General features: G+C 61.6%; 15 protein-coding genes. All 15 read right to left on the bottom strand.

Annotated features, from left to right (window positions below):
- Nucleotides 1-31: 31 nt before the first annotated feature.
- A complete protein-coding gene (locus tag CQ020_RS08395) occupies nt 32-907 on the bottom strand; it encodes a sugar phosphate isomerase/epimerase (protein ID WP_105691432.1) in 876 nt (291 codons plus the stop codon).
- 12 nt (nt 908-919) lie between these two features.
- Nucleotides 920-1933 (bottom strand): Gfo/Idh/MocA family protein, encoded by a 1014-nt coding sequence (locus tag CQ020_RS08390; RefSeq protein WP_105691431.1) that lies wholly within the window; start codon nt 1931-1933, stop codon nt 920-922.
- A gap of 48 nt (nt 1934-1981) precedes the next feature.
- Nucleotides 1982-2899, bottom strand: coding sequence for a sugar phosphate isomerase/epimerase (locus CQ020_RS08385; RefSeq protein ID WP_105691430.1), 918 nt, complete (start codon nt 2897-2899; stop codon nt 1982-1984).
- A 31-nt stretch (nt 2900-2930) separates the two neighbouring features.
- Nucleotides 2931-4442 carry a CoA-acylating methylmalonate-semialdehyde dehydrogenase gene (locus CQ020_RS08380; protein WP_105691429.1) on the bottom strand — a complete coding sequence of 504 codons (1512 nt, stop codon included), beginning with the start codon at nt 4440-4442 and terminating at the stop codon, nt 2931-2933.
- A 31-nt stretch (nt 4443-4473) separates the two neighbouring features.
- Nucleotides 4474-6420 carry a 3D-(3,5/4)-trihydroxycyclohexane-1,2-dione acylhydrolase (decyclizing) gene (iolD, locus tag CQ020_RS08375; RefSeq protein WP_181151812.1) on the bottom strand — a complete coding sequence of 649 codons (1947 nt, stop codon included), beginning with the start codon at nt 6418-6420 and terminating at the stop codon, nt 4474-4476.
- A 6-nt stretch (nt 6421-6426) separates the two neighbouring features.
- Nucleotides 6427-7392: a deoxyribose-phosphate aldolase gene (locus tag CQ020_RS08370; RefSeq protein WP_105691427.1), complete on the bottom strand. Its 966-nt coding sequence runs from the start codon at nt 7390-7392 to the stop codon at nt 6427-6429.
- Nucleotides 7389-8405: a 5-dehydro-2-deoxygluconokinase gene (iolC, locus tag CQ020_RS08365; RefSeq protein WP_105691426.1), complete on the bottom strand. Its 1017-nt coding sequence runs from the start codon at nt 8403-8405 to the stop codon at nt 7389-7391. Before iolC ends, CQ020_RS08370 begins: the two co-directional genes overlap by 4 nt.
- Nucleotides 8406-8567: 162 nt before the next feature.
- Entirely contained in the window at nt 8568-8972 is a 405-nt protein-coding gene (locus CQ020_RS08360; protein WP_105691425.1) for a tautomerase family protein, read from the bottom strand.
- Nucleotides 8973-9155: 183 nt separating this feature from the next.
- Nucleotides 9156-10748: an ABC transporter ATP-binding protein gene (locus CQ020_RS08355; RefSeq protein ID WP_105691424.1), complete on the bottom strand. Its 1593-nt coding sequence runs from the start codon at nt 10746-10748 to the stop codon at nt 9156-9158.
- Nucleotides 10741-11586 carry an ABC transporter permease gene (locus CQ020_RS08350; RefSeq protein WP_105691423.1) on the bottom strand — a complete coding sequence of 282 codons (846 nt, stop codon included), beginning with the start codon at nt 11584-11586 and terminating at the stop codon, nt 10741-10743. The genes CQ020_RS08355 and CQ020_RS08350 overlap by 8 nt, the downstream gene beginning before the upstream one ends.
- Nucleotides 11570-12511: an ABC transporter permease gene (locus tag CQ020_RS08345; RefSeq protein ID WP_105691422.1), complete on the bottom strand. Its 942-nt coding sequence runs from the start codon at nt 12509-12511 to the stop codon at nt 11570-11572. Before CQ020_RS08345 ends, CQ020_RS08350 begins: the two co-directional genes overlap by 17 nt.
- Nucleotides 12512-12542: 31 nt before the next feature.
- A complete protein-coding gene (locus tag CQ020_RS08340; protein WP_105691421.1) occupies nt 12543-14132 on the bottom strand; it encodes an ABC transporter substrate-binding protein in 1590 nt (529 codons plus the stop codon).
- Between the two features lie 115 nt (nt 14133-14247).
- Complete coding sequence (locus CQ020_RS08335) at nt 14248-15228, bottom strand: D-2-hydroxyacid dehydrogenase (protein ID WP_105691420.1); 981 nt, start codon at nt 15226-15228, stop codon at nt 14248-14250.
- A complete protein-coding gene (locus CQ020_RS08330; protein ID WP_105691419.1) occupies nt 15225-16346 on the bottom strand; it encodes a tartrate dehydrogenase in 1122 nt (373 codons plus the stop codon). Before CQ020_RS08330 ends, CQ020_RS08335 begins: the two co-directional genes overlap by 4 nt.
- On the bottom strand, nt 16343-17893 hold the full coding sequence (locus tag CQ020_RS08325; protein ID WP_105691418.1) for an aldehyde dehydrogenase family protein: 1551 nt from the start codon (nt 17891-17893) through the stop codon (nt 16343-16345). The genes CQ020_RS08330 and CQ020_RS08325 overlap by 4 nt, the downstream gene beginning before the upstream one ends.
- Nucleotides 17894-17898 lie beyond the last annotated feature (5 nt).

Genomic DNA, 17898 nt, shown 5'->3' with positions numbered 1-17898 from the left:
CCCGTTTGGCCACTGGCAGGTGTAGGAACACTCACGCCGTGGCCTTTTGAATATGCTGCTTCATTGTCTCCAGCTGGTAGCGGGATACATCTTCCGCGTTTTCATCCTCGGCGAAGACTGACGAAACCATCACGGTATTTTCCTTGTCCAGGAAACCGATCTCTTTCAAACCGCCAAAGAACTCGTCCCAGTTCACGTCGCCGTCGCCGATCTTCAGGTGTTGATGGACGCGGACAGCGTTGCCGGGCGGGTTGGTGATGTAACGAAGGCCGTGGGACGCGTGGTGGTTCATGGTATCCGAGACGTGCACCAAGCGGAGCTTGTCCCCTGCTGCCCGCATGATCTCCAACGGCTTGTTGCCCATGTGGAAACTGTGGGAAGCAACGTACACCATCCCGATGTTCGGTGAGTTGACTCCCCTGATGACGCGGAGGGCGGCCAGGCCGTCCTCCACGAAGTCGTCCGGGTGCGGATCAATCAGAACATCCAGATCCTCGCGCTCAATAATCGGGAGCAGCTCCTCCATGGAGCGGTAAAACGCACGCTCTGACTCCTCCGCCTTCTCCGGACGGCCGCTGAACTCTGTATTCATGGTTTGGACACCGAGGTCTACAGCGATCTGGATGGCGCGCTTCCAGTAACGGACTGCAGCCTCCCGGGCGTCCTCGTCCGGACCGGACCAGCGCAGGACCGGAAGGACTGAGGCGATTTCGACGCCGGCATCCTTACACGCCGCTTTCAGCTGTCCCACCAGCTCGTCGTCCGCCTTGGGGTGGTTATAGAAAGGGATGAGATCCGCATGCGGGGTCATCTGCAGGTACTTGTAGCCAAGATCGGCCGCTACCCTTGGGAACTCCAGCAGGGTGTGGCTGTGATGGAACGGTGTGGGATCGAGTGCAATTTTCATGTGGCCAGTCCCCTACTTGTACAGATCCGGCTTGGTGTTCAGCTGGACCTTGACCTTTTCGCCGGACTTCTGGGCCTCGACGCCGGCCTCGCAGCAAGCCGCGGTGGCGTAACCGTCCCAGGCGGTGGGACCGCCGATTTCACCGCGAAGAGCGGCGTCCACCCAAGCCTGCACCTCGACGTCGTACGCTGCACCGAAACGTTCCTCGAAGCCGGGGGTGACATTGCCGCCCCATTTACCCGCGGACTGGACGTACGGGCCGTTGTCCCCGCCGATGCTCACAATGCCATCCTCAAAGGATGCCTGAGTGGCCACTTGGTAGCCGAACTTGGCATTGACATAGATTTCGACGTCGGCCAGCACACCGGATTCGGTTTCCAGCAGGACGTGCTGGGGATCGTGCTGGCCGCGCGGGGCACTTCGCGTGGGCTTGCCCAGCCGGACCTGGACTGACGTGATTTCTTCACCTGTGAAGTAACGGATGGCATCGAACTCGTGGACTACGGAGTCGTTGATCAGCATCTCATTGGTGAAGCCCTCGGGCGTGCTCGGGTTGCGGTGCTGATGGTGCAACATCAACAGCTCCCCCAATTCGCTGTTGCGGATGATCGCACCCAAAGCCGAGTACTCGGCGTCGAAGCGTCGCATGAAACCCACCTGGATGCGCTTGTGGCCCAAAGCCTTCTCAGCCTGGACCACCTTCCACGCGCTTTCGGCGTCCGGGGTCAGCGGCTTCTCGCACAGGATCGGAAAGTCCTTTTCCAAGGCCTTGTAGAGGATTTCCTCGTGAAGGAATCCCGGTGTTGCAATCAGCACGGCGTTGACGTCGCCGTTGTTCAGTGCCTCATCGGCACTGGCCAGCGCCACGGCGCCGTCGATTCCTTCAATGGCGGCACGCGCCCGATCAAGGTCGACGTCGACGACGGCGGCTACTTCAGCGCCGTGGATGCGCGTGCTGAGGCGCTTGACGTGGTCCGCACCCATGCGGCCTGCGCCGATGACGGCAACGCGGAGAGTCTTAGTCACTTTAATTGTCCTTCGTGAAGTTCTTCTGGGTGGCTGTTGCGGGCTGTGCTAGTGAACCCGGGTACGGGATCCGCAGGAAAGCAGGTAGTTGCGGGTTCGCTTGGCGATGGGCATTGGCACATCGAAGGCTATCGGGTACATGTCCTGTTCCACGATGCCGAAGATTGGCCTGTTGAGGCCTTCCACGGCTTCAATGACCGCGCGCAGGTCCGGGAGTCCGTTGGGCGGTTCGGTCATGACCCCTGCGAGGTTGGCAGCTGCCCAGGTCATGTTCTTCTCATTGACCTCGGCCAGGACTTCGGGATTGATCTGTTTGAGGTGCAGGTATCCGATGCGGTCCGGGTAGTTCTTGATGAGTTCCAAGCTGGAGGCACCACAGTACTCAGCGTGCCCGGTGTCCAGGCATAGGTTCAGGTACTGTGGATCCGTGGCGGCCAACAGGGTTTCGATGTCCTTCTGGGCACCGACGTGCGAGTCAGCGTGTGAGTGGAACTGCTGGTGCAGGCCGAAATCCTCAAGCAGGACCTTGCCCATGCGGTTGTGACCGGCGAACAAATCGGCCCACTGCTCGTCGGTAAGCTCACCGTTCTCCACGGCTTCGCCGGTAACGTCGTCGCGCCACATGGCGGGGATGACAACAATGTGGTCACCACCCATGGCCGCCGTCAGTTCAGCAACCTTCCGGGCCGGTTCCCATGCTTCGTCGTATTGCTTCGCGCCACGGTGGAAGGCTGTGAAGACCGTTCCTGCGGTGACCTTAAGGTCGCGCTGCTTGAGCTCCTCTGCCAAGCGTGTGGGGTCGTTCGGCAGGTAGCCGTAGGGGCCCAGTTCTATCCACTTGTATCCGGACTCCGCAACCTCATCCAGGAAACGCTCCCACGGAGTTTGCTGAGGATCATCCGGGAACCATACACCCCAGGAGTCCGGGGCAGTACCAATAATCAGCTTGTTCTCGACATCAGTCATGACGGCGTTGTCTTTCTCTACGAAAACGGGGTCAGTTGGAGGGGAAGTTGTAGGAGGCGCCGGAGGCGTGGGTGGGTTCAGGCCAGCGGGAGGTGATGACTTTGCCGCGGGTGTAGAAGGAGACGCCTTCGGGGCCGTAGATGTGTTTGTCGCCGAAGAGGGAGTTCTTCCAGCCACCGAAGGAGTGGTATGCCACCGGGACGGGCAGCGGCACGTTGATGCCGACCATGCCTACGGTGACTGAGCGCTGGAACTTCCGTGCCGCGGCACCTGAGGAGGTGAAGATCGCGGTGCCGTTGCCGTAGGGGTTGGAGTTGATCAACGCGATGCCTTCTTCGAGATCAGCGACGCGGACGACGACCAGGACGGGTCCGAAGATTTCCTCGGTGTAGGCGGTCATTTCGGTCTTCACGTGGTCGATCACGGTGGGGCCTACCCAGAAGCCGTCTTCGTGACCGGGGACTACGAGGTCGCGGCCGTCCACGACCATGGCGGCGCCGGCGGTTTCGGCTTCGGTGACGATCTTGAGGATGCGTTCTTTGGAGGCCGGGGTGATGACCGGGCCCATGTCGGCGTCGGGTTCGGTGCCGTTGGCGACCTTGATGGCCAGGGCGCGTTCTTCGACTTTTTTCACGATCAGCTCTGCTGCGTCTCCCACGGCGACGGCAACGGAGATGGCCATGCAGCGCTCACCGGCGGAGCCGAACGCGGCGGCGGCGAGGTGGTCTGCTGCGTTGTCCAGGTCGGCGTCGGGCATCACGATGGCGTGGTTCTTTGCCCCGCCCAGAGCTTGGACGCGTTTGCCGTGTTTGGTGGCGGTCTCGTGGACGTACTGGGCAATCGGGGTGGACCCGACGAAGGAGATGCCGTCCACGTCGGGGTGGGTCAGGAGTCCATCGACGGTTTCCTTACCGCCGTGCAGCACCTGGAAGACGCCATCGGGCAGACCGGCCTGCTTCCAGAGCTTGGCCAGGAGCATCGGGGCGGAGGGGTCACGCTCGGAGGGCTTGAGGATGAACGCATTACCCGTGGCGATGGCCATCGGGGCCATCCACAACGGCACCATGACGGGGAAGTTGAACGGGGTAATACCTGCCACCACGCCAAGCGGTTCGCGGAAGGAGAAGACATCGATGCCGGTGGAGACCTGGTCCGAGTAGTCACCCTTGAGCAGCTGCGGGATGCCACAGGCGAACTCGATGACTTCCAGGCCGCGGCCGATCTCACCCTTGGCGTCGGAGAGGACCTTGCCGTGCTCGGCGGTGATCAGCTCGGCGAGGTCGTCCACGTGAGAGGCGACGAGTTCGCGGAACTTGAACAAGACTGCGGTGCGCTTGGCCAGGGAAAAGTCGCCCCAGGACTCGGCAGCCTTCTTCGCCGCAGCCACGGTGGTGTTCAAGTCGGCTTCGCTGGCCAAGCGCAGTTCAGCAGAAACCTGGCCGGTTGCGGGGTTATAGACCGGCTGGGTGCGATCGCCCTCGCCGATGGTTTCAGCACCGTTAATGAAGTGGTGAATGGTGGTCAGTGTGGTCGTCGTCGACATGTGCGGACTTCCTTTGTAGTCTTTGGGATTTCTAGCCGAGCAGCTTGCGCTGGCGGTTCTTGTGGTCGGTATACGTTGTGTAGGCCTGCTGGGTGGATTCGAGGTCGGAGACCTGAGAGACCGGAACGTCCCACCAGGATTCGGAGCTCGGGGCGTCCAGCAGAGGGTCGGACTCGATATGAATGACGATCGGGCCTGTTTCCGGGGCGGCTTTGGCTTCCTTGATAGCGGAGCCGAGGGCTTCGATGACGTGTTCACCCGGTTCGATCCGGATGACTCTCGCGCCCAGGGATTCGGCGTTGGTGGCGAGGTCGATGGGCAGGTTCTCACCGGCGTCGAAGCTGTGCTGTTCCTTGTCCAGAACCCGGTACTGCGTACCGAAGCGCTGCGAGCCGAGGGATTCGGAGAGCGAACCGATGGAGGCGTACCCGTGGTTCTGGATAAGCACCACAATCAGCTTGATGCGTTCGGCGACGGCGGTGACCAGTTCGGTGTGCATCATCAGGTAGGAGCCGTCCCCCACCATGACCACCACGTCCCTGTCGACGCCGCCTGCCGCGGCCTCGGCCAGCGCTGCACGCTTCACGCCCAAGCCACCCGGGATTTCGTAGCCCATGCAGGAGTACGCGTATTCCACGTGGTAGCCGAACGGGTCCCTGATGCGCCACATCTTGTGCAGGTCACCGGGGAGGGAGCCCGCAGCGCAGATGACGACGTCCTGGTCATCCATGGCTTTATTGGTGGCCCCGATGATCTCGTTCTGCGCCGGCAAGGGCGTGAAGCGGGTCTCGAAAGCCTCCTCCACGGTGGCGTTCCAGCGCTTCTTCTCCGCTGCGACCTTCTGTTCGAGGTCAGCACCGACGCGGTACCCGCCCAACGCCTGGTTGAGCTTCACCAGTGCCTTGCGGGCGTCAGCGACGATCGGCACCGAGGTGCCGTGCTTGTATGCATCGATAGGGGCGACGTTGATGTTCACGAACTTCACGTCCGGGTTCTGGAACGCCGTACGGGAAGCGGTGGTGAAGTCTTCGTAACGTGTGCCAATCCCTATGATGAGGTCCGCTTCGGCAGCGATGGCGTTGGCCGCCGTCGTGCCTGTTGAACCGATCGCACCGAGCGAGTGCTTGTGGTCCCACGGCAGGACGCCGACGCCAGCCTGCGTGTTGCCCACGGGAATGCCTGTCAGCTCAACGAACTTGGCAAGTTCGTTGTTGGCGTAGGCGTAGAGCACGCCGCCGCCGGCGATGATCAGGGGTCGTTTGGCAGCGCGGATGGCCTCGACGGCGCGGCGAATGTCCTCATCCTCGGCCTCGGGACGGCGGATCCGCCATTCCCGCTCAGCCAGGAACTCTTCGGGAACGTCGAAAGCCTCGGCCTGGACATCCTGCGGCAGCGAAATAGTGACCGCCCCGGTCTCAGCCGGGTCTGTCAGGACACGCAGCCCGTGATGAAACGCCGAGAACAACTGCTCCGGGCGCGAAACCCGGTCAAAGAACCTGGACAGCGGACGGAAGGCATCGTTGACCGTGATGTCATACGCATACGGAAGCTCCAGCTGCTGCAGTACGGGATCCGCGGCACGCGTGGCGAACGTGTCACTGGGCAGCAGCAGTACGGGCAGACGGTTGGTGGTGGCCAACGCCGCACCCGTCAGCAGGTTCGATGAACCCGGGCCAATCGAGGTGCTGATGGCGAAGGTCTGGCGGCGACGGGTATGCCGTGCATAGCCCACGGCCTGATGCACCTGGGCCTGCTCGTTGCGGCCCTGGTAGTACGGCATGATGCTGGGGTCCGCAGCCTGGTACTGCTTCAACGCCTGCCCCACACCGGCAACGTTGCCATGGCCGAAAATGCCGAACGTGCCCGGAATCAGCCGCTCACGGTACTCCAAGCCATTGATGGAATCCACCGTGTACTGCTTGGAAAGGAACTCGACCACGGCCTGGGCCACGGTCATCCGACGGGTTGCTGTACCCATTACTAGCTACTCCGATACTTTCACTGGAATACGGTCAGACAAGGTGCGCTCCTGCGCGGCGGCCGCGGGCGCGGGCGCGGGGTTGTTCAGGAGCGAGGCCGCAGTTGCCACGGCACCCGCAACATCGCCGTCCTGCGGGTAGAGCAACGTCCTACCCACAGTGAGGCCGCGAACACCGGGCAAAGCAAGAGCAGCCTGCCAGCTGGCGAAGATCTCATCCTGGCTCCCGTCCGGGTCACCGCCCAACAACACGGTAGGCATGGTGGTGGAGGCCATGACGCGTTCCATCTCTGCCACCACAGGAAGTTTCATCCAGGTATAAGCGCTGGTGGATCCAAGGCCTTCGGCAATACCGACCGATTTGATCACGGCGTCCGCGCGGAGGTCGTTGCGGACCTTTCCGTGCGCATCACGGACAGAGAGGAACGGCTCCACCATGGCGATGAGTTTGCGTTCGGCCAATGAATCTATGGCCTTCGCCGTCGCTTCGAGAGTGGCCACAGTGTCCGGGTCGCCGAGACAGATCCGTGTGAGCATCTTGCCGCCATCGGCACCGAGCGCTTCCAGCGCAGCGGCAGTATGACCGGTGAAACGGTCATCGAACTCGTTGACCAGGCCGGCCAGTCCACCACGGTTCATGGAACCGAAGACGAGCTTGCCTTCCAAGGCCCCCAGCAACAGGAGATCGTCCATGATGTCCGGCGAGGCGAGGATGCCATCGACGGCGGGGTTCGCCAAGGCAATCTGCAGACGGTCCAAAAGGTCCCTGCGATCCGCCATGGCCATGGGCTGTGGACCAACGGCCAGGGCGCCGCGGGCAGGATGGTCCGCAGCGACGATGAAGTTCTGCGTGCTGTGTTTCAGGCCAGGGTGACGGCGGCGGGTGGCTGCAGCGCGGGCCACAGCCTCGGGGTCCTCCAACCTGATACGGCTCAAATGCTCGTAACGGCGGGGATCATCGTTGGCGCTCAACGAACTGCTCCTTCTTCGAGGGTGGAGGCTTCAAGGGCTGCACCAGGGATGGGGCGGCCGCGTTCCGCGAGCAGCGAGGTGACCTCGTCCGGCGTCGGCATGGCATCAGCGCAGGAAAGGCGTGAGGCGACGATCGCGCCGGAGGCGTTCGCGTAGTCCAGAACCTCGGACAGCGGCCAACCGGACAGTAGCCCGTGACAGAAGGCGCCGCCAAAGGAGTCACCGGCACCCAGACCATTGACGGTTTCCACCGGAACAGGGGCGGAGACCACGCGCTCGGTGCGGGTTTTGGCCATGACGCCTTCCGGTCCAAGTTTCACCACGGCAATCTCGACGCCGGCTGCCAGCAGCCGGTCCGCCTGTTCGTCAGGCGTGCCCTCACCTACGGCAACGGCACATTCCTTATCATTGCCAATCGCCACCGTGACGTGCGGAAGGACCTTGGCGACCTCGGCCCGGGCTTCCTCTTCGGTGGCCCAGAACATGGGGCGGTAGTCCAGATCCAGGATGGTGAACTGACCTTCCCTCAGCCCGGCACGCGGACGGGCCTGGTGCGCTTTGATGTGGGCCTCACGGCTGGGCTCCTGGCAGAGGCCGGTAACGGTGGACCAGAAGATCCCCGCGTCACGGATCGCGTCCAAGTCCAGCTCTTCAGCTTTGATCTGAAGGTCCGGTGCTGTGGGAAAGCGTCCATAGAAGTACAAGGGGAAGTCTTCAGGCGGTTTAATCGCGCAGAAGGTCACAGCGGTGGGGTATTCCTTAACAGCGGAGACGAAGGAATCGTCCACGTTGAACTTGTGCAACTCCCGGTGAAGGTAGTTTCCAAAGGCGTCATCGCCGGTGCGGGTAATGACTCCCGCGCGGCGGCCGTGACGCGCCGCGGCGACGGCTACGTTGGAGGGCGAACCTCCGAGGTATTTGCCGAAGGACGTCACGTCCTCCAGGTCCACTCCGATGTCGTTCGGGTAGATATCAACGCTGATGCGCCCGATCGTAAGCAGTTCGTGGGTCACGATGATCGTTGACCTTTCTCTTGTGAACTCTAAACCTTTGAGCGCTGGGCCCCAATGCCTTGCCACCCCTCAGTGAGCGGGGCCACATGACTACTTTGCACCAGATTTAATGTCCTGTCAAAGGTTTGTACTGACATATTTACAACATGACACCGAGTGCTTTTACTTGCTCGGAACGGCCAGTTCTCCCGTGACGTACTGGCTGCGCCCAAAGCCGAACGACCAGTCGCTTGGCGAGTTCTCCACGTAGCCCACAAAGACGTCCTCGCCGGGTATCCCCAGCTGCGCAAGGCCGATGGCGATGGCTTCAAAAAGCGAGCCCTTGGCTTCTTGGCTGCGCCCGCCCTGGGTAAAGATCTGGATCATCACAACACCGGAGCTGCGCTCAAAACCCAGCCCTGCATCCTGGGCAACGATCTGACCCTGTGCATGCTCAGTGAGGATGTGGAAGTAGTCGCGCTCCGGTATCCCATACTCCGCAAGGATGGCATCGTGGATCGCGCGGCTCAGGGTGGTCAATTGCTCTGGCGAGCGGCCCTGGTTGACATCAATTCGAACAAGCGGCATGTTTTTTCTCCTAAGTTTGTCCTGTCATACTAACAAACGAAGACTTGGAGCTCAAGAACAGCACGTCGCGGTAAATCCTCCCGTGCGCCAACAACAACTAACCCCCTGACCGCGGGCGGCAAGGGGGTTGAGTGTGATGAGTTGTGGCGGGACGTCAGCGGACCTGGTTAGTAGCGAAGAGGGTCAATTCACTTGGAGTGCGGCCCTGATTTTCTTGAGGTGCAGGCCGCGGCACGGAATGGCTGCCGAAACGAGGGCTTGGCTGTGCTGATGCTGCGGGTCCGCAAAGAACCTGTCCGTGTCAGTGAGCTCTACAAGGCATCCTTGGTAGAGAACAGCCACACGTTGGCACATATGCCGCACCACGTCCATGTCATGGGTGATGATCACCAACGTCAGCGCGCGGTCCCTATGGAGTCGCTGGAGCAGGTCAAGAATGGTCCGCTGGGTCAGCGCATCCAAGGCGGACGTTGCCTCGTCACAGATCAAAACTTCGGGCTCCAAAAGTAACGCCCGGGCAATGGTGACCCGCTGTAATTGACCACCTGAGCATTGACCTGGTCGCCGGTCCAGGAGTGCCGGATCCAGCTCCACTTCTTCCATTGCCGAAGTAAGCTTCCGGGACCGTTCCTCTGCCGAGAACTCTTTGTGGGATCGGAGCGGTGCTTCAAGGCTGGCTCGGAGTGTCATGCGCGGATCGAAGGAATCGTGGGGCTCCTGGAACACCAGTTGCACGGCTGTTGCCCTTGCGTCGTTGGCCACGAGCGTCCTGCTGATGCTGCCACTGCTGATGCCTTCCAACCCAACAATGGCCCGGGCGAGCGTACTCTTCCCTGATCCTGATTGGCCGAGGATGCCCAGGATTTCGCCTTGTTGGACCTCCAGTGAGATCGAGTCCAAGGCAGGGCGCCCGCTGCGCTTTCCGGATCCGAACTGCTTGACCACCTTGGTCAGTTTCAGGGCACTGCGCTGGTGCTTGGGGGGCTCCGGGATACCAGTGGGCGCCAGGTTGGACGCTTCAAGGAGTCTGCGGGTGTACATGGTCTTGGGACTGCCGAGAACCGACTCCGTGGTGCCCGATTCAACAATCACGCCTGCATCCATCACCAGCACCCTGTCCGCAAAGGCAGCAACAGAGGCAAGGTTATGGGTGATGTAGAGGATCCCCAGGCCTCGCTGGATCCGTTGCTGGTCCAACAACTCCAGGATTTGTTGTTCCAGAACTTTGTCCAGCGCGGACGTCGGCTCGTCTGCAAGAAGGATCTCGGGCTGGCCGGCCAAGGCCATGGCAGTCATGGCCCGTTGCGCCATGCCGCCGGAAAGCTGATGCGGGTACGAGCTTGCGCCCCTTTGTGGATCCTCGAAGCCCACCTCGGCCAGCAATTCGAGCACCTTCGCCTTTGCCGCGTGGCCGCGCAGGCCAGCATGGAGTTTGAGGGGTTCCCGAAGATGGGCTCCGATGCTTTTGTTGGGGTTGAACATCTTTTTTGGCTGCTGGAAGAGCATTCCGAGCCGGCCACCCCGGATACGGTTCAGCTCTGATTCCGATGCCCCGGCGACGTCCAGGGAGCCGAGCCGGATGGACCCGGACTTAATCCTCAAGGGCTGAGGAAGTAGCTGCAGGATGGACCGCGCGGTCATGGTCTTCCCCGAACCAGAGCCTCCCACAAGCGCCACGAACTCGCCGGGTTTCACGGTGAGGCTGACACCATCCAGGATCGGGCGTCCTGTCTCCGCGCTGTGGACTGTCAGATCCTCAACCACCAGCTCAGGCATGCTGACCCTCCACTACCAGGACGTCCACCGGATCCGAGGCCCGGCGCGATGCCCGTTGACCGATCAACGTCACGCAGAGGGCAACCAGGAAGACGGCGAGTCCGGGAGCGATGATCCCCCACGGCGCCCTTTCCGCGTAGGGTTGCGCCGCCGCCAGCATGGAACCCCAGTCCGATTGCGGCGGTTGGACGCCGAGCCCAAGGTAGGACAGGGCTCCTACGCTGATCAGGAGCTGGCCGAAGCGCAGCGTTGCCTGCCCCAGCATTGGCGCGGCCAGATGCGGCAGGATGTGGCGGAAAACAATGAACGACTGCGAACAACCCACCACCCGCGCCGCTTCCACGAATCCGCGTGCCGAGATGTCATAGGCCAGGGTCCGGGCCAGCCGTGCAAACGGCGTCCATCCTGTCACGGTCAACGCCACCAGCAGTGATGTGAAGCCGGTTCCCATGGCAGCGACAATAAACAACGCCACCACCATTTCGGGCAAGGCCAGCAAGACGTCATTGGTGCGCGTGAACAGCTCATCCAGCCAGCCTTTGCGGCGGGCGCTGAGGACGCCGATCACCAAACCTATGACGCCGGTGAGCACGGTGGCCAGCGCGGCAACCAGCAAAGAGAAGCGGCCGCCGTCGAGCAATCTGCTCAGAGTGTCCCGCCCGAGGTGGTCCGTTCCCAGCCAGTGCGTAGCGCTGGGAGGTGCAAGCCGTACGGCAAGGTTCTGATCATCCGGAGGGAACGGCGCCAGCCATGGCGCAGCTGCCACAGCACTGACGATAAGGACGAGAACCACGACGGCGGCGGCGTCGATCGCTGAACGGTTACGCAAGGGCACCACTGACTTTCGGGCTCAGGATCCGGTGCAGGAAATCGGCAAGCGTTGTGATCGCGACAGCCAATGCCACAACCACCACCACGCCTCCTTGGGCCAAGGGGATGTCACTATTGACCACGGCATCAAAAAGGAGCCTGCCCATGCCCGGGATCGCGAAGATCACCTCCACAATGACCGAGCCTCCCAGCAGACCTGCAAACCACACCGCAAACAGTGTGGACAACGGCACCAGGCCGTTCGGCACAACATGCCTCATGACGGTCTGGACGTGGCTCAATCCCCGGGCGCGCGCGGCGGAGATGTGCTCGGCGTCGAGGGCATCGATCATTCCTGACCGTACGGCGGAGGTGAAGAAGCTAATGGGACGCAACGCCAGTGTTGCCGCTGGCAGCACAATGGAAGACGCCGTGTTCCACCCTGCCGAGGGCAAGAGGGACAGTTTGAGGGCGAACACGAGCACCAGCAGCGGCGCCAACCAGTATTCAGGCATGGCGATGAAGGACTGTGTGACTGTGGTGATCAACTTGTCGGTCTTACTGCCTTGTTTTAGCGCCGCAATAATCCCCAAGGGCAGTGACACCACCACCGCAGCGCCCAGGGCGACGAACACCAGGCTGAGAGTGATCCCCAAAGCCGGCATCACTTGGTCAACCACGGGTGTCCTGCTGATATGGGACAACCCCATGTCCCCGGTGAAGAAATCCCCCAGCCACCGCAGGTACTGGACGGGAAGAGGATCGTTGAGGCCCAGGCTCTCGCCCAAAGCTCGAACAGTGGCGTCATCCACCACATCCCCGGCGACGCGGGAGCGGATGATCTTCCGGACAGGATCGCCCGGAGTGACATAAGGAATCAGGAAGACAGCAAAGGACGACAGCAGGACGGCGACCACGAGGGTCACCGTCCGCTTCGCAAGGAACGTGATCATGCCGGTTTGTCTGTCGGTCGCAGTTTCGTTGCTAGGAGCCGGACTTGGCCGTTTGTGCGGTCAGGACGTAGCGGGACAGCGGGTCCTGAACGTAAGAGAGGACGTTACTGCGAACGGCGTCGGTGGCTTGTTCGTTGACCAGCCAAAGGTTGACTGCCTGGTCGTTCAGCAGTTTGCCGGCTTTGGCATACAGCTTGTAGCGTTCCTCGGTGTTGGAGGTGCCGGCTGCTTCGGCAATGATCGCGTCATACTCTTCGTTGCAGAAATGGCTCAGGTTGTATGAGCCCTTGCACGTGTAGTCGGCCGTGAGGAAGCCAATGGGATCAGCGATGTCGATGAGCCGGTTACGCTGACTCAGGATCATGTCGTAGTTGCCCGCCAGAACGTCGGGTTCCGCGGAGGCGTATTCCTTGGCCTGAATGGCCACCGGTACACCGATGTTCTTGAGGTTGTCCTGGATCACGGTTGCGACGTCGGCAAACTCTGCTCGTTCAACAATCGCGATGATTTCCAACGGTTTGGCGGCTGTGTAGCCGGCATCAGCGAGGAGCTTCTTCGCTTCCTCGACGTTCTGCTTGGGTGAGCTTGCATCGCTGGACGCCCAGGGTTCGGAAGGTGCGTAGGGGCCCGCAGCCGGAAGCGCAGCGCCCTCGTAAACGCTGGCGGCCAACGCCTCAAGGTCCAGTGCGGAGCGTAGGGCCTTACGGAAATCGACGTTGTTGAAAGGCGCCCGGCCGTTGTTCATGTAGAGCGTGGCCGTGCGCGGCGAGTCGGCCTTCAGCACGGAAACCTCAGGCGCATTCTCCAACGTGGACAAAGCAGAGGCTGGGATGGACAGGGAAATATCCGCCTCACCGGTTTGTACCTGCGCAGCGCGTGTGGCGCCGTTGGTGATGAAGCGGACCTCAGCACCTGCAAGCTGAACATCTCCGCCCCAGTAATTTTCGTTGCGATCCAGCGTCAGGGACTGCTTCGCCTTCTCCGAGACCGGAGTGAACGGGCCGGTGCAGTGACCGAAGGGATCAACGGTGGCACCTCCGTAGGCGGCAGGAGCGAGAATGCCGGTGTTCACGCTTGCAAGGCGGAACGGCACCAGGGGGTTCTCCACGGGTGTGGTCACACGAACAGTCTTGGCATCGGTGGCCTTCACAGCACTGACGACGCTTGGGCTGAAGGCGCGGGCAGGCACTTTGGCCTGGAGGACGTGATTCAGTGAGGCGGCAACAGCCTCTGCGGTGAGATCGGTGCCATCCTGGAATTTCACGCCTTCACGGATGGTGAAGTCCCATTCCAGCGGCGAGGCCTGCTTCCATTCCGTAGCCAGGAATGGAACCACTTTCCCTTGGGCGGAATCGTACTTGGTGAGGGTCTCCAAGCAGCCGGAGAGTGACAGGATGTATGCGGCGTCGGACTCGGGGGCCCAGTTGGCCACGGGTGCGCGGAAGTTGTCCACCACGATGCGCTGGTTGGTATCGGCTACCTTTTCGGTGGAAGCAGGCTGGCCGCCGCTGAGTCCACATCCGGAAAGGGTGAGGAGAGCTGCCAGCCCGAGGGCTGCCGTGGATCGGCTGGGAGTGCGCAAAGGGAACCGCCTGCGTTTTATGCCCGAACGGGTGGGCATGGGGAAAATGGAGACTATTTAGGATAGCCTTACCTCTTTCCGGGTAGAAAATGACACACCGGGGACCCGTAACAATGTGTCCGGATTCACTGCTTCTTCGTGAGGAGGGCTTTCATCAGGAACCGGGAACGAACCCGAGCTTTTTGTCCACGACGTTCCGCAGTGGTTCGCTCCGGCTGAAGCGCCAGAGGTTTTCCACGAACAGCTTGCCAAGATCATCGAGGTACTCCTCGGTGTCGCCGCTCATGTGAGGGGTGAGGATGACGTTGTCCATGCTCCACAGCGGGTGTTCCGGCGGCAGAGGTTCCGGGTGCACCACGTCGAGCGCGGCCCCTGAAATGGATCCCGAACGCAGTGCGTCCACCAGAGCATCGGTGTCCACCAGTTCTCCGCGCCCCACGTTGATGAGATGTGCGGTGGGCTTCATGGCGGAAAGGACGTCGGCGTCCACCATGTGCCTGGTGTCATCGGTCAGGGGTGCGGCCAGGACAACGTAGTCAAAGTCGCGGAGAACCAAGGCCAGATCCTGGGAGGAGTGGATGTCATCAAAGTACTCATCCCCTGGTCGGCTGCTGCGTCCGGCACCACTGACACGCAACCCCACGGCACGGAACAAGGACGCGATTTCGCGCCCAATGGAACCTGTCCCCACCACCAGCACTCGCTGGCCTTGGATCTTCCGGGTAATCCGGTGCTGCCAACGCCGGGCTTCCTGGAGCCGCAGCGAGCCCTGCGAATCCTTGGCGATGTCCAGGACAAACCCCAGCGCGAACTCGGCAATGGCCCGGCTCAGGACCCCGCGCGAATTGGTGTAAGTGACGTCGCTTTTGATCAGGTCATCGAACAGGAGCTGACTGACACCCGCCGCTGACACGTGGACCCATTTCAGTGATGAGGCTGCAGCCCAGTTCTCCCGCAGTGCGGGTGAGAAGGAATGCCATTGGAACAGAACATCCGCGCCGTTCATTGCTTCACCAAGGCCAGCTGCCTTGGTCAGGCGGACGTCGGCGAGTTCCTCAATCTCGTCCACTCGGGGCGGCAGGGCCTCCCGGTACAGGACAGCGACGATGGGCCGCTTGCCTTCGTGAGTTGTCACGATGACGACGCCGCTGCTGCCGTTGGCGCGGCTGTAGCTCCGGCACCTGTCGAGCCAGTAGTGTCCAACACATCGATGGCAGCCAGGACGGCGGCAGTGAATTCCGACGTAGACGACGGTCCTCCGACGTCGCGGGTGCCCAGGCCCTCGCGCAACACTGACTCGAAGGCCAACTGCAGGTGCTCGGCAGCTTCCGGGTGGCCCAAGTGCTGCAGCATCATTGCCCCTGACCAGATCTGACCTACAGGGTTTGCCAGTCCCTTGCCCGCGATGTCCGGGGCTGATCCGTGGACCGGCTCGAAGAGGGACGGGAAGTCACCTTCGGGATTGAGGTTGGCGCTGGGGGCTACGCCGATGGAACCGGTGACGGAGCTGCCCAGGTCCGAGAGGATGTCGCCCAGGAGGTTTGAGGCGACGATCACGTCGAAGGTCCAGGGTTTCAGGACCAGATGCGCAGCCAGCGCGTCCACCAGTTCGCTGGTCAGCGTCACGTCAGGATAGAGACGGGTGGTTTCTTCCACCACTTCATCCCAGAACGGCATGGTGTGGATGATGCCGTTGCTCTTGGTTGCCGAGGTCAAGTGCCCTTTTCGGGATGAGGCGAGCGAAGCGGCGTAGTGTGCGGCACGCGATACTCCCAGGCGGGTGAAGATGGTTTCCTGGACGGCGGTCTCGTGGGGCAGCCCACGGTACGCGCGGCCGCCGACCTCCGAGTACTCCCCTTCGTTGTTTTCACGCACGATGAAAATATCGATCGGTGCCTTGTTCTCCAGTGGTGACTTGACGCCGTCGAGCGTTTTCACGGGACGAAGGTTGATGTACTGCTGGAATTCCCTCCGGATGGGAATCAGGAGTCCCCACAGGGATTCGGCGTCGGGAACCTCCGGTGATCCGACGGCGCCCAAAAAGATGGCATCGTGCTGCGCCAGCTGTTCCAGCCCGTCCACCGGCATCATTCGCCCGTGCTCAACGTAGTAGTCCGAGCCCCAGCCGAAGTGGGTGAACTCGAGGTTTACTGAGTGGATCCGGGCGATCCGTTCCAGGCATTCAATGGCGGCGGGGACAACTTCTTTTCCAATTCCGTCTCCCGCGATGACTGCGATTTTGTGGGTGGTCATGATGCATTCCGTTCTGAGGTGGCATTGAGTTGCTGCCAGCGGGTGGCGGGTTCGGCCAGTTTAATGATGGTGCTTTTGGGTTCGGTCATCTCGCGTACCGCGTGCTTGACGCCTTCGCGTCCCACACCGGATTTCTTGAACCCGCCGAAGGGCATGGAGTCGATTCGAACGTCGCTGGTCTCATTGATCACCACGGCGCCCACGTGCAGCTTGTCGGCTATGGCCAGGGCCAGCTCGATCGACTCCGTGAAGACGCCGGCTTGGAGCCCGTAGTGGGAATCGTTGGCGGCGTGGATGGCATCGGTGATCTGGATGAACGGCATAATGCTGACAACCGGGCCAAACACTTCCTCGCGAATGACCAAGGCATCTGTGGGCACGTCCGTGAGCACTGTGGGCTGGTAGAACGCGCCGTGGCGGTGGCCACCCACGTGGACAGTGCCGCCAAGTGCTTTGGCCTCTTCCACCCATTCCTCCACGCGGCGGGCTTCGGCTTCGGTAATGAGGGGTCCGACGTCCGTGGTGCGATCGAATTTAGCCCCGACACGAAGCGCCCGGGCTCCAGCGACCACCTGTTCAAGGACCTTATCGAACAGGGAGATGTGAACGTAGACCCGCTGAACGGACAGGCAGTTCTGGCCAGCTACTCCGAAAGCGCCGCCCACTATCGCCTCAGCGGCGGCCAAGGCGTCACCGTCTGCGCAGACGATGGTTGCATTGTTGCCGCCGAGTTCGGAGAGGATCTTCTTCGCTCCCGCGGCGGCAGCGATACGGTCGGCAGTCTTCGGTCCGCCCGTGAAGGAGATGAGATCCACCTGTGGGTCGGTGACGATCGCCTCCGAAACACCCGGTCCCGAAACGATTGCGGCAAGGCGCCCGGCAGGAACGCCCGCTTCCAACAACAGTTCGATGAAGGCAAGCCCGGTCAGCGGTGTGCGTCCTGAGGGTTTAAGCACGACGCCGTTGCCTCCGATCAACGCCGGGCCCAGCTTATGCGCTACAAGATTGAGCGGATCATTGAAGGGGGTGATGGCCGCGATAATGCCCACGGGTTTGCGGTTGTACCAACCGATCTTATTGGCCCCGGCGATACTGTCTTCAAACGCCAGAGTCTCTCCGACAAGTTCGCTGGACGCCGCAGCTGATAGTCGCAACGTCTCAATGCAGCGGCGCACTTCGCGCTCAGCCTCGGTAATGGTCTTGCTGCTTTCTGCGGCAATGATCTCCGCAAACCGCTCACCCTGGTCTGTAAGCAGCAGTGCAGCACGCTCCAAAGCCTCCCGCCGTTCCCGGAGGGCCCAATCATCTTCTTGAAGATGGCGATAAATGTAGGCAACCGCCCGCCGTACATCCTGTGGAGTGGACGAACAAACTGTGCCCAGAAGCACGCCGTCTTCGGGATCCCGGACTTCAAGGATCCTGTCAGCCGTCGCCCAACGGCCTTCCAGGAAGGCACCGCCAGGCAGGGCGGCAATACTTGCCCGCCGGTAGGCAGTCTCCTTCCCCGTTTTCGGGCGCGCTGCAGCGACTTTGGTTGATGAACTCATGGGAT

Origin of the sequence: Arthrobacter sp. MYb23 (assembly GCF_002979775.1) — a bacterium.
Taxonomy (GTDB): Bacteria; Actinomycetota; Actinomycetes; order Actinomycetales; family Micrococcaceae; genus Arthrobacter.
The sequence above is the reverse complement of the archived record's forward strand: the minus strand, read 5'-3'. Positions and strand labels throughout refer to the sequence as shown.

What these genes read in the sequence shown, in the direction of transcription:
- CQ020_RS08395 (WP_105691432.1), bottom strand. Translation starts at nt 907, where the DNA reads ATGAAAATTGCACTCGATCCCACACCGTTCCATCACAGCCACACCCTG.
- CQ020_RS08385 (WP_105691430.1), bottom strand. Translation starts at nt 2,899, where the DNA reads ATGACTGATGTCGAGAACAAGCTGATTATTGGTACTGCCCCGGACTCC.
- CQ020_RS08380 (WP_105691429.1), bottom strand. Translation starts at nt 4,442, where the DNA reads ATGTCGACGACGACCACACTGACCACCATTCACCACTTCATTAACGGT.
- iolD (WP_181151812.1), bottom strand. Translation starts at nt 6,420, where the DNA reads ATGGGTACAGCAACCCGTCGGATGACCGTGGCCCAGGCCGTGGTCGAG.
- CQ020_RS08360 (WP_105691425.1), bottom strand. Translation starts at nt 8,972, where the DNA reads ATGCCGCTTGTTCGAATTGATGTCAACCAGGGCCGCTCGCCAGAGCAA.
- CQ020_RS08355 (WP_105691424.1), bottom strand. Translation starts at nt 10,748, where the DNA reads ATGCCTGAGCTGGTGGTTGAGGATCTGACAGTCCACAGCGCGGAGACA.
- CQ020_RS08345 (WP_105691422.1), bottom strand. Translation starts at nt 12,511, where the DNA reads ATGATCACGTTCCTTGCGAAGCGGACGGTGACCCTCGTGGTCGCCGTC.
- CQ020_RS08340 (WP_105691421.1), bottom strand. Translation starts at nt 14,132, where the DNA reads ATGCCCACCCGTTCGGGCATAAAACGCAGGCGGTTCCCTTTGCGCACT.
- CQ020_RS08330 (WP_105691419.1), bottom strand. Translation starts at nt 16,346, where the DNA reads ATGACCACCCACAAAATCGCAGTCATCGCGGGAGACGGAATTGGAAAA.
- CQ020_RS08325 (WP_105691418.1), bottom strand. Translation starts at nt 17,893, where the DNA reads ATGAGTTCATCAACCAAAGTCGCTGCAGCGCGCCCGAAAACGGGGAAG.